Origin of the sequence: Micromonospora foliorum, assembly GCF_022229015.1 — a bacterium.
Lineage (GTDB): Bacteria > Actinomycetota > Actinomycetes > Mycobacteriales > Micromonosporaceae > Micromonospora > Micromonospora foliorum.
Map to the genome: position 1 here is coordinate 1 of NZ_JAKKFF010000556.1, position 14,525 is coordinate 14,525.

Sequence of the window (14,525 nt, forward strand, 5' to 3'; positions counted from 1 at the left end):
CAGCGCGGCCTGCAACGCGGCCGGGTCGGGCAGCGGGTGCCGACCGCCGGCGCCCGGCGCCCCACAGAGCGCGGTGTCCAGGTCGACGAAGACCGCCCCGGGCAGGTGACCGGCGAGGTAGTCGTCGCGCCCGGGCGGGCCGACGAGCCGCCAACGGACGTCGAGCAGGGTGGGCGGATCGGCCTGGTCAAGCTCGGCGACGAGCCGGTCGACCTCGACCAGCGGCTCCTGGGTACCGGACATGGCGACCATCCAACACCATTCGCGCCGACGGCACGCGGCTCGGCGGCGGTCGCCAGCCCTTCCCCGAGGTAGCATCGTGCACCGGAGGGCCGCTGACGTTATGAAGTCTCACGACCTGGTCGACACGACCGAAATGTACCTGCGCACCATCCTCGAGTTGGAAGAGGAGGGGGTGCCGCCGCTGCGTGCCCGGATCGCCGAGAGGCTGCAGCAGAGTGGCCCCACCGTGAGCCAGACCGTCGCCCGGATGGAGCGCGACGGCCTGCTCACCGTCGAGGGGGACCGGCACCTGACGCTCACCGCCCAGGGTCGCGGCAGCGCCGTGTCGGTGATGCGCAAGCACCGCCTGGCCGAGCTGCTGCTCGTCAACGTCATCGGGATGCCCTACGAGGAGGCCCACGAGGAGGCCTGCCGCTGGGAGCACGTGATGAGCGACGCGGTGGAGAAGCGGGTGTACGACCTGCTCAACCGGCCGACCCGTTCCCCGTACGGCAACCCGATCCCCGGGCTCCAGGAGCTGGGTTCGCCGGCGACGGAGACCATCGAGGCCGCCGAGGGCGAGCGCAACCTGGCCTTCCCCGGCCTCTCCGGGCCGGTCGTGGTGCGCCGGATCTGCGAGAGCGTGCAGAAGGACGCCGACGTGCTACGCCAACTGCACGCCGCCGGTGTCGACCCGGGCGCCACGGTGACCGTGGCCCAGGAGCGCGACGGGGTGTCGATCGACCGCTCCGGTGACCGGGTGCGGCTGCCCCGCGAGGTCGCCTCCCGGGTCTTCGTCGCCGCCAACTGACCAACCGGGCACCCGGGCGTCACAACGCCCGGGTGTCCACCTTTTTCGCCAGCGCGGCCAGGTCGCCGGTCAGCTTCTCCACCGCCGAGCGCTCACTGCCACGGGCCGCGGTCCAGCTCACCGTGGCCAACCGCCCGTCGCCGGCCAGCCAGCCCACCTCGGCGACCGGCCCGTGCCCGCTCGCCGCGGCAATGGTCCGCTTGTACGCCTGCTGACCCAGCCCGGTGACCTTCGTCGCCTTGTCCGGCACCACGTCCGCGCCGAAGCTGGTCTTGTCGATCGTGGTCTCGGTCACGCTGAGCGTCAGCTCCGGCAGGGTCGCACCCGCGGCCCGGACCACGCAGGTGTGGGTGTCGCCCTGTTCGCTGGCCGCCGCCACGTCGAAGCGGACCTTCACCACCTGCTCGATCACGGTGAAGTCCAGCAGGCGGCAGGCGCCGCCCGAGGAGGCCGCCGCCACGTCGACCGCGATCGGCGCCGGCGGCGGCACCGCCACCGGTTCCGCCTCGTCGGCGCAGCCGCTCACCAGCAGTCCGGCCAGCCCGGCGACCACGATCCGACCGCGCACATCCCACCCTCTCGCCGACCGACGGCGGAAGGCTCCCGCCAGTTGTCCGTCGGACACCGTACGGGGTGTCGGTGTCGCGCGGAAGTCCCCGCTGTCGCCTATTCCGACGGTGGATCATCCACGTACGGACAGTGCCGGCAGCCGCGCCCGCAGCACGTGCCACGGCGGGCCAGGAAACCGGCGCTGAGCACGAACAGCCCGCTCGCCGGGTCGAGGTAACCGGCCTCACCGGCGGCCAACGCGGCGGTGTGCGCGGCGAGGATCCGGGCCCGGTCGGGGTGTTCGGACGGCAGCCGGGAGGGGTGCGGCTCGGTGAGCGGCCGGTCGGCCAGGGGTCGTCGCTCTCCGGTCACCGCAGCAGTCTAGGGACGGTTCGTGGTCGGCCTCTTACCGCCTGGATGCGCGACATGCCCGGCGTCGGCGCGGTGGGCGGTCGTTTCGTCGTACGGTCCGACGACGATCGGGGTCGACACCCGTCAACGCATACGGAGGCGACGCGATGCGGAAGATCGTTGTGCAGATGAGCCTGTCGTTGGACGGGTTCTTCGAGGGCCCGGGCGGCGACATCGGCTGGCACCAGGTCGACGAGGAGTTGCACCAGCACTTCAACGACGTGATCGCCCCGATGGGCGGGTTCCTCAGCGGCCGGGTCAGCCACGAGCTGATGGCCGCCTACTGGCCGACCGCCGACCAGGACCCGACCGCCAGTGGCCCGGAGCGCGAGTTCGCCCGGATCTGGCGGGACATGCCGAAGATCGTCTACTCGCGCACCCTCGACCATGCCGACTGGAACGCGACGGTGGTGCGCGAGGTCGACGTCGAGCAGGTCCGCCGGCTCACCGCCGAGCCGGGCGGCGACCTGGCGCTCGGCGGGGCCGACCTGGCCGCGACGTTCGCCCGGCACGACCTGATCGACGAGTACCGGATCTACGTCCACCCGGTACTGGTCGGTCGGGGCCGTCGACTCTTCCCCGACGCCGAGACTCCGACCAATCTGCGGCTGGTGGAGAGCCGCGTCTTCGGCAACGGCGTGGTCCTGCTCCGCCACGAGCGGGTCCGCTGACCGATCGCCGCAGCGGCTTGAGTCTCCACCGGGGGGAGACGTGAGGGTGGGGGCATGAGCGGGGAGACGCGTCACACGATCGGCGAGCTGGCGAGACGGACCGGCCTGAGCGTCAAGACCATCCGGTACTACGCCGACAACGGGATCGTGCCACCGACGGACCGGAGCCCGACCGGCTACCGACGGTACGGGCCGTCGGCCGTGGCCCGGTTGGAGCTGGTGCGGACGCTGCGTGACCTGGGCCTGGACCTGGCCACCATCCGGCGGGTGGTGGACCAGGAGGTGCCCCTGCCCGAGGTGGCCGCCGCGCACGCCGCGGCGTTGGCGGTGCAGATCCGGGTGCTGCGGCTGCGTCAGGCGGTGCTCACCGTCGCGGCGAGGCGCGGGTCGGGCCCGGCCGAGGTGGACGAGCTGCACCGGTTGGCCCGGCTCACCACCCGGGAGCGGGGGCAGTTGGTGGCCGACTTCCTGGGCAGCGTCTTCGCCGGCCTCGGCGACCAGCCCGCGTACCCGGGTGTGATCGTCTCGATGACACCGGAGCTTCCCGACGACCCCAGCGCCGAGCAGGTCGAGGCGTGGCTGGAACTGGCCGAGTTGTGCCGGGACCCCGCGTTCCGGGCCGGGATGCGGCGGCTGGTGCGGCAGCACGCCGCCGACCACGACGTCCCGGGGCTGCCCCGCCCGGACGCCGTCGCGGTGGTCCGGGACGCGGTGGCCCCCGCCCTCGCGTCCGGTCTCGATCCCACCAGCCCGCAGGCCGATCCGGTGGTCGCGGCCGTCACCGCCCGGTACGCGAGCCTGCACGGTCACCCGGACGACGCCGACCTGCGTCGGCGGTTGCTCGACCGGCTGGTTCCGGCCAACGACCCCCGCCGGGACCGCTACCTCGACCTGCTGGCGGTGCTCAACGGCTGGTCGACAGGCGATGCGACAGCGCCGGCGGTGGACTGGTTCATCCGGGCCCTGCGCGCCCGGATGCCCGAGCCGGCACGGTGAGCTGACCACGTCGAATCAGCGGCTTGGCGGGCTCAGCCGAACCAGGTCATCGCCTGGCCGTGGCCTCTGGCCCAGGCCAGCGGCTTTCCGTCGAGCGCGACGACGTTGTGCAGCGCGTCGCTCGGCGGCTCGGGCAGGCCGTCGTACCGGAGCACCTCCGGCCCCTCGCTCGCCACCCAGTGCCCGGGCAGCTCACGGACCAACCGGACGAACGCGTCCCGGCGCGGCCGCGGCACCTGGTAGAGCACGGACGTGTGGAAGACCACAAGCGTCGCGTCGGTCGGCGCCCGCGCGGCCAGCGCCGGCAGGTCGTCCACCAGGTCGCCGCGGACCAGCAGCGGCGGCTCGGCCGCGGCGACCGCCGCCGCGGCCCGCAGCCGGGCCCGCCGGTGAGCGTGCTCCGGCCAGATCAGGGCGTCCAACCAGGACACGTCGTCGGGGTCGGTCACGTCGAGCGGGTTGAGGTCCAGGCCGGCCCGCCACACCACCCGGGGTACGCGGGCCGGCGGCACCAACCCGTCGGCGGCGCACTCGATGACCGGCTCACCGGAGCCGACCTCGTGATCGCCGTAGCGGTACGCGTACCGGTCGGGGTAGAGGCAGAGCCCGGCCGACGCACCGACCTCCAGCAGGGCGAGGGGTTGCGGCAACGCGGCGAGCACCGGCAGCAGGACCGCGCACCGGCCCGCCTCGTTCGTCTGGGTGGCCCGGGCGCGCACCTGCGTCTCGATGGCCGGCCAGTGCGTCACCACGTAGTCGTGAAACGCGCCCGGGTCGTCGACCGGGCCACCGAGCCAACGGACGACGCCGAACAGCAGATTCGGCTGCCGCTTGGCCGGCGGAAGCCCGTCGAGCAGGGTGAGTAGGTCGTCGTCGCGGGCGACGGCCCGCGACAGTCGCTCGTACGTGGGCGACACCCCGCGCGCCTCGCGGCTGCCGAACTCGGCGTACGCCTCAGCGGTCGTCATGCCCTCATCGTCGCAGCCCATTCCTCGGTAGTTCAGCCCCCATTCCCGTGCGCTGACCCACCCGCCTCGTAGAGTGCGGCGGCGGCCGGACCGTTGAGCAGCAGCTCAGCGGGGGTGCCGGCAGGTGCAACGGGGAGGGATGTGTCATGCGGGGTGACGGTGTCCGGGTACTGATCGTCGGCGGAGGTGTCGCCGGGCTGGCGACGGTGGCGGCGCTGCGCGGGTGGGGCGCGACGATCGACGTGGTCGAGCGGGCATCCGGGCCGACCCACTCCGGCACCGGTATCTACCTCACCGGCAACGCGACCCGAATGCTCGACGTACTCGGCCTGCGGGAGTCGGTCGCCGACGTCGCCGTGGAAATCACCCGGCAGCGCAGCGCCAACCAGCGCGGGCGTCGTCTCTTCGACATCGACGTGGCCGCGCTGTGGCAGGGAGTCGGGCCGTGCGTGTCGATGCCCCGGGCACACCTGCACCGGGCGCTGCTCGCTGGTGTCGGGGACACCCCGATCCGCTGGGGCCGCCAACCAGTCGCGCTCCTTGCGGAGGGCGACCGGGTCGCCGTCGAGTTCGACGACGACAGCACCGAACGGTACGACCTGGTGCTCGGTGCGGACGGGGTGAACTCGACGGTCCGCCGGCTCGCCTTCGACGGTCAGGCGGCCCGCGACCTCGGCCAGTACGCGTACCGGTGGGTCGCTCCCCGCGTCGACGACGAGCCGGTCTGGTCGGTGCAGTTGGGGCGCGGTAGGCAGTTCCTCACGATCCCGATCAGCGCCGAGCAGACGTACTGCTACTACAACGACGGCCCGGTGGCCGACCGGCCGGGCTGGCGCGACGAGCTGGCTGCGACGTTCACCGAGCCGGTGGCCACCATGCTCAAGGCCCTCGACTACGACGACAGCACCCTGCACGCCGGGCCGAACCAGGAGGTCGTGCTCGACTCCTGGTCCCGGGGGCCGGTGCTGCTGATCGGCGACGCCGCCCACGCCACCTCACCGAACATGGCCCAGGGTGCGGCAATGGCCCTGGAGGACGCGGTCGTGCTCGCCTCGTCGTTGGCCACCGCCGATTCCGTCGCCGACGCGCTGCGTGGTTTCGAGGCGCGGCGCCGCCCACGGGCAAACTGGGTGCTCAGCCAGACCCACCGCCGGGACAAGGCCACCGGGCTCCCGCCCGTGCTGCGCGACCTGGTGCTGCGCCGCCTCGGCGAGCAGATGTTCCGCTCGAACTACGGCCCCCTGTTCGCCCAGCCCTGACCGGTCCGACCTGACCGTTCGGCCAGGTCCGGGGCGGTGCCGGCACCGCTCAGGGCAGCTGGCCCGGCCGGTCGACGATGGCGATGCGGAGTAGCGCGACAGCGTCGTACAGGGACTCCTTGCCGTTGCGCACCACCGTCCCGCGGGTGCCGAGGAAGACGTGGGTGTCCCGATCGAAGAGGAAGTCCTGGTTACCACCGATAACGCCGGGCATACGGATCGCCACCCCGTGTCGACCTGCGGCGTCCACGACGTCGGCCGATATGACGATCGCTCCGGGCTCCCGTGCCAACAGTTCGAACAGCGCCGCCAGCGCGTGGGGCGGCACGTAGCCGCCGCGGACCATCGACCGGGCGGTGGTGTACACCATGCTCTCGTCCGCGTAGAGGGCCTCCTCGTCGGCCCCTTCGGGAAGATGCAGGTCGACCGGGTTCTCCCGAAGGTATCGAAGCAGCTCGTCCGGATCGGAGGGCAGGTCGCCGTGGTACGCCGGCGGCTGGAACGCGTCGAGGTCCTTCGTGGGATCGGCGGCATCTCCCATCTTGAGCACCCTCAGCTCGCCCCACCCGTTCGGATCGCTCTCCGGTCGGTAGCGTCCCTGCGTGTACGCGACTCCGCCAGCCGACTGCCACAGTTGGCTCCGTGTGGTCTGGTAAGGACCGCTGTCCGGCAGGTCCCGGATCGTCACCAGGTATTCCGTGAAGACGTACTGCTCGGGTCGGGCGGTGAGCTCCGGCTGTTGCCGGGCCGCGTCGGCCGCCAGGTGGAAGATCTCCGACGCGCTGGCAGTCGGCGGCGACTGGTCGCCCACCCTGATCGTCTGGACCACCAGCGCACCGGCGGTCAGCGCGACCGCCAGCCCGAACGCTCCGACGAGGCGCCAGCCGCGCAGGAACCGGGTACGTCGTCCGGCGGGACGGGCCGCCGACGCCATCTCGGCCCGTTGGGCGACGTGTGCGGTCAGATCCCTGAGGAGCTGCTCCTCGAAACCCTGCGGCGACCGTTCCGTCTCGTTCATCGTCATCTCCGTCTCATCAGGCGAGGGTGGTGACCGGGCGGGCGAGCACGGCGCGGACGACGCGGCGGGCACGATGCAGGCGGACCCGAGCGGCGACGGGCGACACCCCCAGCACGGTCGCGGCCTCCGCTACGGTGAGGCCGTCCACGGCGACGAGTTCGACAAGGGTCCGAGTGCCCTCGGGCAGCTCGCTCAGCGCCCGATGGGTGCGTCGAGCCGCCGACTCGGCGTCGATCCGCTCCTCGATGCGGGCGATGTCATCGGGGCCCAGGTCCCGCCGTCCGGCCAGTCGGCCGGTCACCCGCAGCCGTTGGGCCGCCCGACGCCGCTCGTCGCCGATGACGTTGCGGGCCACCCCGTACAGCCAGCCGATCTGGCTACCCCGGTCCGGCCGGTAGCCGGCCGCCGACTCGATCACCGCCAGGAACACGTCGGCGGTCAGGTCGGCGGCGAGGTGCGGGTCGTCGACCCGCCGGGCCACGAACCGGCCCACCGCCTCCAGGTGCCGCCGGTAGAAGACCTCGAAGGCCACCGGATCGGCTCCGATGCCGGAAATGTCATCATCGGCTCGGCTCGGCTCACTCACAGGCCGTCCTCCCTCGTAGCCTTCACACCCCTTCTTCGTAAGGCGGAGCACGAGTGTTACCGACATCCGGCCGTAGGGTGACGGTGTGATCACCTGCGTCGTGCACTACACCATCGATCCCGCGCAGATCGACGCGTTCGAAGACTTCGCCCGGGCATGGATGCGGCTGGTGGCCAAGCACGGTGGTGTGCACCACGGCTACTTCCTGCCCGCCGAGGGTGCCAGCGACAAGGCCGAGGCGCTGTTCAGCTTCGAGAGCCTGGCAGCGTACGAGCGTTACCGCGCACGGTTCGGCAACGACCCGGAGTTCGTCGCGGCCGACCGCATCCGCGACAACTCGGGTTGTGTCGTGCGGTACGAGCGAACGTTCATGCGCCCGCTCCTACCAACCGACTGAGCCCGCCCGGGGCTGACCGCGGCTCTGCTGGTCCAGTTGGGCAACCGCCCTGGTGATGCGGCATCATCGAACCACCGGCGACTGGCGGCACGGGGATGGTGGAACCATCGGGGAGCCTCTCGCGGGCGTCGACCGCCTGGGCGCCTGCGTCGAGGAAGCGTCATGACCACGACCAGCGAATCCGCCGAGCACCACACCCCATCGGGCGCTGCCCGGCTCCTGCCGGGCGCACCCGTCGCCGAAGCCGTGCTGGCCGAGACGGCCGAGGCAGTCGCCCGCCTGCGCAGCCGCGGGATCACACCGAGCCTCGCCACCATCCTCGTCGGCGACGACGACGCCAGCGCCGGCTACATCTCAATCAAGCAGCGTCAGGCCGCCGCGCTCGGGTTCGCCTCCCCGCACGTGCACCTGCCGGCCAGCGCCACCCAGGCCGAGCTGCACCAGGCCATCGCCCGATTCAACAGCGATCCGGCCGTACACGGGCTGCTCGTGCAGTACCCGGTTCCGGGGCACCTGGACTACGACGCGGCGTTGCAGACCATCGACCCGGACAAGGACGTCGACGGCATGCACCCGCTGAACATGGGGCGTCTCGCCGTCGGCCTGCCCGGCCCACTGCCCTGCACCCCCGCCGGCATCGAAGCCCTCCTGGCGTACTACGAGATCCCCGTCGCCGGCCGTGAGGTCGTCATCCTCGGCCGGGGCGCCACCCTTGGCCGACCCCTGGCCATGCTGCTCGCCCAGAAACGCCCCACCGCCAACGCCGCCGTCACCGTCGTACACACCGGTGTTCCCGACTGGGCCCGCTACACCCGCCGCGCCGACATCCTCGTCGCCGCCGCCGGCGTACCCGGGATCGTTCAGCCCGAGCACGTCAAGCCCGGAGCCGTTGTCATCGGCGCCGGCGTCCGCTACGAAGGCCGGCGGCTCCTACCGGACGTGGACGAAGCGTGCGCCGAGGTAGCCGGCGCCATCACCCCCCGGGTCGGCGGAGTCGGTCCGACCACCGTCGCGATGCTGTTCCGCAACGCCGTTCGCGCCGCCGGGCGAGCAAGCCAGTAGCCCGGTTCCCGCCGATCCTCAGCTGGCAGCCCACCGCACAACACCCTGACGAGCGTGATGCCTGTGAGTCATCAAGATGACTCACAGGCATCACGGCCAACGACAACATGCCCTCCCGCGCGAGCTCCAGGAGACCCGGAAACGGCGCTGCCCCGGCCTCCGACGAGGGAGACCGGGGCAGCGCCGCGTTTCGCGTACGTCAGCTGCAACCGCTGGTGGAGCCGCAGCCCTCGCAGACGTAGCAGCTACCGGCGGGGCGCATCTTCGTACCGCAGGTGAAGCAGAGCGGCGCGTCGGCGGCCTTACCGATCACGGCCTCCAGCAGTTCGGTGCTGGAACCCACGCTCGGAGCCGGCTTGGCGGCGGCCACGTCGGCCATCTCCTGGGCCGGCTGGGCGACCGCCTCCGGCTTGGCCGGGGTCTCCACCGGCGCGGACGACGCCATCGCGGTGAGCTCGGCACCGGTGACGGCGGCGGCCTCCGCGTCAGCCTCGGCCCGCAGCTGCGCGGCCCGCTCCGACGCGGTGAAGATGCCCAGCTCGGCACGGCGCTCGTAGGGCAGGAAGTCCAGCGCCAGGCGACGGAAGATGTAGTCCATCACCGAGGCCGCCATCCGCACGTCCGGGTCGTCGGTCATGCCGGCCGGCTCGAAGCGCATGTTGGTGAACTTGCTGACGAACGTCTCCAGCGGCACGCCGTACTGCAGGCCGATGCTGATGGCCACCGAGAAGGCGTCCATCACGCCGGCCAGGGTCGAGCCCTGCTTGGACATCTTCAGGAAGACCTCACCGAGGCCGTCGTCCGGGTAGGACGACGCGGTCAGGTAGCCCTCGGCGCCGCCGACGGAGAAGCTGACCGTCTCGGACGGGCGCTTCTTCGGCAGGCGCTTACGCACCGGCCGGTACTCGATGACCTTCTCGACCGCGGCCGGCGCGGCCGGTGCCGTCTCGACGGCGGCCGGCTCGGTGGCCTTGTTGGACTTGGCCACCGAGAGCGGCTGGCCGACCTTGCAGTTGTCCCGGTAGATCGCCAGGGCCTTGAGGCCGAGCTTCCAGCCCTCGAAGTAGATCTTCTCGACGTCCTCGACGGTGGCCGCCTCCGGCATGTTGACCGTCTTGGAGATGGCGCCGGAGACGAACGGCTGGATGGCCGCCATCATCCGCACGTGACCCATCGGGGCGATCGTCCGCTCCCCCATGGCGCAGTCGAAGACCGGGTAGTGCTCCGGCTTGAGGCCGGGGGCGTCCACCACGTGGCCGTGGTCGGCGATGTGCTCGACGATCGCCTCGACCTGCTCCTCGGGGTAGCCGAGGCTGCGCAGGGCGCGCGGCACCGTCTGGTTGACGATCTGCATCGAGCCGCCGCCGACCAGCTTCTTGAACTTGACAAGCGCCAGGTCCGGCTCCACGCCGGTCGTGTCGCAGTCCATCATGAAGCCGATCGTGCCGGTCGGGGCGAGGACGCTCGCCTGCGCGTTGCGCCAACCGAACTTGTCACCGATCTTGTTGCCCTGGGTCCACTGCTTGGTCGCCTCGCGGACGATCGCGGTGGCCACCGGGCTGGTCGGCTTGATCTCGTCGTTGGCCGCCGCGTGCTTGCGCATGACCCGCTTGTGCGGCTCGGCGTTGCGGGCGTAGCCGTCGTACGGGCCGACCACGCCGGCCAGTTCGGCCGAGCGGCGGTAGGCGGTGCCGGTCATCAGGGACGTGATCGACGCGGCGACCGAGCGGCCCTGGTCCGAGTCGTACGGCAGGCCGGTGGCCATCAGCAGGGCGCCCAGGTTGGCGTAGCCGATGCCGAGCTGCCGGTAGGCGCGGGACGTCTCGCCGATCTTCTCGGTCGGGAAGTCCGCGAAGCAGATCGAGATGTCCATCGCGGTGATGACGAACTCGACGGACTTGACGAACTTCTCCACCTCGAAGCCACCGTCGGCGCGGAGGAACTTCATCAGGTTGAGCGAGGCCAGGTTGCACGAGGAGTTGTCCAGGTGCAGGTACTCCGAGCACGGGTTCGACGCGGTGATCCGCCCGGTCTCCGGGCAGGTGTGCCAGTCGTTGATGGTGTCGTCGTACTGCAGGCCCGGGTCGGCGCACTCCCAGGCGGCCTGGGAGATGGCGCGGAACAGGTTCTTGGCGTCGACGGTCTCGATCACCGAGCCGTCCAGCCGGCCGCGCAGGTCGAAGCCCTTGCCGTTCTCCACCGCCGACATGAACTCGTCGGAGACCCGGACCGAGTTGTTGGCGTTCTGGTACTGCACGCTGACGATGTCGGAGCCACCGAGGTCCATGTCGAACCCGGCGTCGCGCAGCGCGCGGATCTTGTCCTCCTCGCGCGCCTTCGTGACCACGAACTCCTGGATGTCCGGGTGGTCCACGTCGAGGATGACCATCTTGGCCGCACGCCGCGTGGCGCCGCCGGACTTGATGGTGCCGGCGGAGGCGTCCGCGCCGCGCATGAAGCTGACCGGGCCGGAGGCGTTGCCGCCGGAGGAGAGCAGCTCACGGGACGAGCGGATCCGCGACAGGTTGACCCCGGAGCCGGAGCCGCCCTTGAAGATCAGCCCCTCCTCCTTGTACCAGTCGAGGATCGAGTCCATCGAGTCGTCGACGGCCAGGATGAAGCAGGCGCTGACCTGCTGCGGCGACGGCGTGCCGACGTTGAACCAGACCGGCGAGTTGAAGCTGAACACCTGGTTCAGCAGCATCCAGGTCAGCTCGTGCGCGAACACCTCGGCGTCGGCCGGGCCGGCGAAGTAGCCGTACTCCTCACCCGCGGTGCGGTAGGTGGTGACCACCCGGTCGATCAGCTGCTTGAGCGACCACTCCCGCTCCGGGGTCCCCACCGCTCCCCGGAAGTACTTGGTGGTCACGATGTTGGCCGCGTTGACGCTCCACGACTCCGGGAACTCCACCCCACGCTGCTCGAAGTTGATCGAGCCGTCCCGCCAGTTCGTCATCACGACGTCCCGGCGCTCCCAGGAGACCTCGTCGTACGGGTGGACCCCCTCGGTCGTCCACACCCGCTCGATCTTCAGCCCCACGCCTGCCTTGTTCCGTGAACGGCTAGTTGTCACGCCGTCGCCCCCCTCGTCTGCGCGGTCACCCACCGCGCGTCCCAATCTCTCGAAAAACTGTGAAGACTCAGCTGGTACGGCCGGCGGCTTCAACCGCATCGGCCCGGCCCTGCTCCCGCGCTCGCGCCGCGGCCCGCAACGTCTCGATCTCGCGCTCGAAGTCGGCGAGCGAGTCGAACGAGCGGTAGACGCTGGCGAACCGCAGGTAGGCGATCTCGTCCAGGTCGCGCAGCGGACCCAGGATCGCCAGGCCCACGTCGTGGCTGGGGATCTCGGCGGCCCCCTTGGCCCGGACCGTCTCCTCCACCCGCTGCGCGAGCAGCGCGAGTGAGTCGTCGTCCACCGGCCGGCCCTGGCACGCCTTGCGCACCCCGCCGATGATCTTTGTGCGGCTGAACGGCTCGGTCACCCCGCTGCGCTTGACGACCGCGAGCACCGCCTCCTCGACGGTGGTGAACCGCTTGCCGCACTCCGGGCAGGACCGCCGCCGTCGGATGAGCTGGCCGTCGTCGGCCTCCCGCGAGTCGACCACCCGGGAGTCAGCGTGCCGGCAGTACGGACACCGCATCGTCCACCTCCTAAAAATGATCAACTGCGGGCACGCCGGACACCCCCGGGCACGCCTCACCGCGACGGTGCCATCCTCGGATGACGCCCGCCGTGATCGACGTTACGGGAGTGCGGTCGGTAGTCAGACCCAACCTGTAGGCAACTTACGCCCGTGTCACTACTACATCTAGGGGTCGACCGTATGTCGCCGGGGAAGCCGGGTCAAGTTGGCCGGCGTGTCCGGCGCGTCACGGACCATCCGGTCACCCCCGCCCCGGCAGCACGCCCGAAGACCCAACGCCACGGCCCCGCCCGGGTTACCGGCCAGCAGGTCGGACCCGGCCGGGAAACGGTCGAGGATCGAACACCAGTACTACCTGACGTACCATTTATCAGAACATCCGTACGACCGGAGTGCTTTTTCACCCCGACACGCCGGTGAGAGGTCGTACAGATGTTTGAAAATGACTGATCTCACCTATACGGTCATGAACAACGTGGCACCACCGCACGCACCACGAGCCGACGAGGCACCCAGCGCCGACCAGGGAGGACGGACGTGACCGAGGACCGGGCCAGCCGGCCGAAGAGCCCGCAGCAGATCACCGAGGCGGGCCCCCCGGCCACCCGACGCCGCAGCGCCGCGCGCAGCCGGACGGGTCAGCCCGCCGTGCGCCCGGTCACCCCGGTGGTCAGCGCCTTCCCCGACCCGGCGACGGTCGACCTGACCGCCCGCCAGCGCCGCATCCTGGAGTTCATCCGCAACTGGGTGGAACGACACGGCTACCCGCCGAGCGTCCGGGAGATCGGCGAGGCGGTCGGCCTGGTGTCGCCGTCCAGCGTCGCCTACCAGCTCAAGGAGCTGGAGAAGAAGGGCTTCCTGCGCCGCGACCCGAACCGGCCGCGCGCGGTGGACGTCCGCGCCCCCAGCGAGGCGATCGACGACGAGCTGTCGAGGGCACAGCGGCCGACCCCGGCGTACGTGCCGATGCTCGGCCGGATCGCCGCCGGTGGCCCCATCCTCGCCGAGCAGGCCGTGGAGGACATCTTCCCGCTCCCACGCGAGCTGGTCGGTGAGGGCGAGGTCTTCATGCTCCAGGTCAAGGGCGACTCGATGCTCGACGCGGCGATCTGCGACGGCGACTGGGTGGTCGTCCGGCAGCAGCCGACCGCCGACTCCGGCGAGATCGTGGCCGCCATGCTCGACGGCGAGGCGACCGTGAAGACCTACCGGCGGCGCGACGGGCACGTCTGGCTGATGCCGCAGAACCCTGCCTTCGACCCGATCCCCGGCGATGACGCCACCATCATGGGCCGGGTCGTGGCGGTGCTACGCCGGATCTGACCGATCGGCGGGTGGGTGCCGACAGCTCCCACCCGCACCGCCCGTTTCCAGGGGGCGGATGAACGCCTCAGCGCCGATCAGTAACGGTCGCCCCGGTGACCACGCCCACCCCCGGGATACTGCCCGTACGGGTCGACGGGCGCGTCGTCGTCGCGTCGGCGGCCAGGTCGCTGAGCCCGGTAGTCAGGCTCAGGCCCACCACGCCGGGGCGGCTCCGCGCGACCGGGCTGACCGCCCTCGCCGCCGTACACCCCACCGCCAGGACGACCAGTGCCGGCCTGCGGACGACCACCGCCACCACCCTGCGGACGGCCACCGCCACCAGCCGGGGGACGACCGCCACCTGCGGGAGGACGGCCGCCGCCACTGGCCGGAGGGCGTCCGCCACCGCCGTACACGCCGGCGCCGCCGCCGTCCGGTCGCGGCGCACCTTAGCCACCTCGCCGGATGCGGCCGATTGGGTGTCTTGAGCCTGACGTCGTGTCCGGCGTCACGGTGGACGGCCCCGGCCCGTCGTGACCGTCGACACGACTGGGCCAACCCAGCTACAACCAGGCCGATCACTGCCGGGCGACGGGTTCCACATCGGACGAGCGCCGTGTAGGGAA

15 protein-coding genes, 1 pseudogene and 1 riboswitch are annotated in these 14,525 nt (G+C 71.3%); of the genes and pseudogenes, 7 read left to right on the forward strand and 9 right to left on the reverse strand.

Annotated features, from left to right (window positions below; genetic code table 11):
• Positions 1–243: pseudogene (locus PSH25_RS30485) on the reverse strand (sulfurtransferase); the annotation flags it as partial.
• A 100-nt stretch (positions 244–343) separates the two neighbouring features.
• On the opposite strand from PSH25_RS30485, the gene PSH25_RS30490 reads away from it, so the two are divergent.
• Positions 344–1,033: an iron-dependent transcriptional repressor DtxR gene (locus tag PSH25_RS30490; RefSeq protein ID WP_238662341.1), complete on the forward strand. Its 690-nt coding sequence runs from the start codon at positions 344–346 to the stop codon at positions 1,031–1,033.
• A gap of 19 nt (positions 1,034–1,052) precedes the next feature.
• Here the strand turns inward: PSH25_RS30490 and PSH25_RS30495 are convergent, their stop codons facing one another.
• Both PSH25_RS30495 and PSH25_RS30500 read right to left on the reverse strand, forming a co-directional pair.
• Positions 1,053–1,601: a hypothetical protein gene (locus tag PSH25_RS30495; protein ID WP_238662342.1), complete on the reverse strand. Its 549-nt coding sequence runs from the start codon at positions 1,599–1,601 to the stop codon at positions 1,053–1,055.
• A 98-nt stretch (positions 1,602–1,699) separates the two neighbouring features.
• Entirely contained in the window at positions 1,700–1,954 is a 255-nt protein-coding gene (locus PSH25_RS30500) for a DUF5522 domain-containing protein (RefSeq protein ID WP_238662343.1), read from the reverse strand.
• A 146-nt stretch (positions 1,955–2,100) separates the two neighbouring features.
• Between PSH25_RS30500 and PSH25_RS30505 the strand changes: the two genes are divergently transcribed.
• Both PSH25_RS30505 and PSH25_RS30510 read left to right on the forward strand, forming a co-directional pair.
• Positions 2,101–2,664: a dihydrofolate reductase family protein gene (locus PSH25_RS30505; protein ID WP_238662344.1), complete on the forward strand. Its 564-nt coding sequence runs from the start codon at positions 2,101–2,103 to the stop codon at positions 2,662–2,664.
• Between the two features lie 54 nt (positions 2,665–2,718).
• Positions 2,719–3,660: a MerR family transcriptional regulator gene (locus PSH25_RS30510; protein ID WP_238662345.1), complete on the forward strand. Its 942-nt coding sequence runs from the start codon at positions 2,719–2,721 to the stop codon at positions 3,658–3,660.
• A gap of 32 nt (positions 3,661–3,692) precedes the next feature.
• On the opposite strand, the gene PSH25_RS30515 is transcribed toward PSH25_RS30510, so the two are convergent.
• Complete coding sequence (locus tag PSH25_RS30515) at positions 3,693–4,628, reverse strand: DUF2332 domain-containing protein (protein ID WP_238662346.1); 936 nt, start codon at positions 4,626–4,628, stop codon at positions 3,693–3,695.
• 146 nt (positions 4,629–4,774) lie between these two features.
• On the opposite strand from PSH25_RS30515, the gene PSH25_RS30520 reads away from it, so the two are divergent.
• Entirely contained in the window at positions 4,775–5,887 is a 1,113-nt protein-coding gene (locus PSH25_RS30520; RefSeq protein ID WP_238662347.1) for an FAD-dependent monooxygenase, read from the forward strand.
• A gap of 49 nt (positions 5,888–5,936) precedes the next feature.
• On the opposite strand, the gene PSH25_RS30525 is transcribed toward PSH25_RS30520, so the two are convergent.
• Positions 5,937–6,911 (reverse strand): CU044_5270 family protein, encoded by a 975-nt coding sequence (locus tag PSH25_RS30525; protein WP_238662348.1) that lies wholly within the window; start codon positions 6,909–6,911, stop codon positions 5,937–5,939.
• 10 nt (positions 6,912–6,921) lie between these two features.
• Positions 6,922–7,491 (reverse strand): RNA polymerase sigma factor, encoded by a 570-nt coding sequence (locus PSH25_RS30530; RefSeq protein ID WP_238662349.1) that lies wholly within the window; start codon positions 7,489–7,491, stop codon positions 6,922–6,924.
• Positions 7,492–7,576: 85 nt separating this feature from the next.
• Here PSH25_RS30530 and PSH25_RS30535 point away from each other — a divergent pair, with 85 nt between their 5' ends.
• On the forward strand, positions 7,577–7,888 hold the full coding sequence (locus tag PSH25_RS30535) for an NIPSNAP family protein (protein ID WP_238662350.1): 312 nt from the start codon (positions 7,577–7,579) through the stop codon (positions 7,886–7,888).
• A gap of 67 nt (positions 7,889–7,955) precedes the next feature.
• Positions 7,956–8,037, forward strand: a riboswitch (ZMP/ZTP riboswitch).
• A 13-nt stretch (positions 8,038–8,050) separates the two neighbouring features.
• Complete coding sequence (locus PSH25_RS30540) at positions 8,051–8,950, forward strand: bifunctional 5,10-methylenetetrahydrofolate dehydrogenase/5,10-methenyltetrahydrofolate cyclohydrolase (RefSeq protein ID WP_238662351.1); 900 nt, start codon at positions 8,051–8,053, stop codon at positions 8,948–8,950.
• A 199-nt stretch (positions 8,951–9,149) separates the two neighbouring features.
• Here the strand turns inward: PSH25_RS30540 and PSH25_RS30545 are convergent, their stop codons facing one another.
• Entirely contained in the window at positions 9,150–12,023 is a 2,874-nt protein-coding gene (locus tag PSH25_RS30545; protein ID WP_372492887.1) for a vitamin B12-dependent ribonucleotide reductase, read from the reverse strand.
• Between the two features lie 67 nt (positions 12,024–12,090).
• Positions 12,091–12,591, reverse strand: coding sequence for a transcriptional regulator NrdR (nrdR, locus tag PSH25_RS30550; RefSeq protein ID WP_091400542.1), 501 nt, complete (start codon positions 12,589–12,591; stop codon positions 12,091–12,093).
• A gap of 540 nt (positions 12,592–13,131) precedes the next feature.
• Between nrdR and lexA the strand changes: the two genes are divergently transcribed.
• The gene (gene lexA / locus PSH25_RS30555; protein WP_030489395.1) at positions 13,132–13,917 is read left to right on the forward strand and encodes a transcriptional repressor LexA; all 786 of its coding nucleotides are present in this window, start codon (positions 13,132–13,134) and stop codon (positions 13,915–13,917) included.
• 67 nt (positions 13,918–13,984) lie between these two features.
• Here the strand turns inward: lexA and PSH25_RS30560 are convergent, their stop codons facing one another.
• On the reverse strand, positions 13,985–14,347 hold the full coding sequence (locus tag PSH25_RS30560; protein ID WP_238662353.1) for a hypothetical protein: 363 nt from the start codon (positions 14,345–14,347) through the stop codon (positions 13,985–13,987).
• Positions 14,348–14,525: the final 178 nt, after the last annotated feature.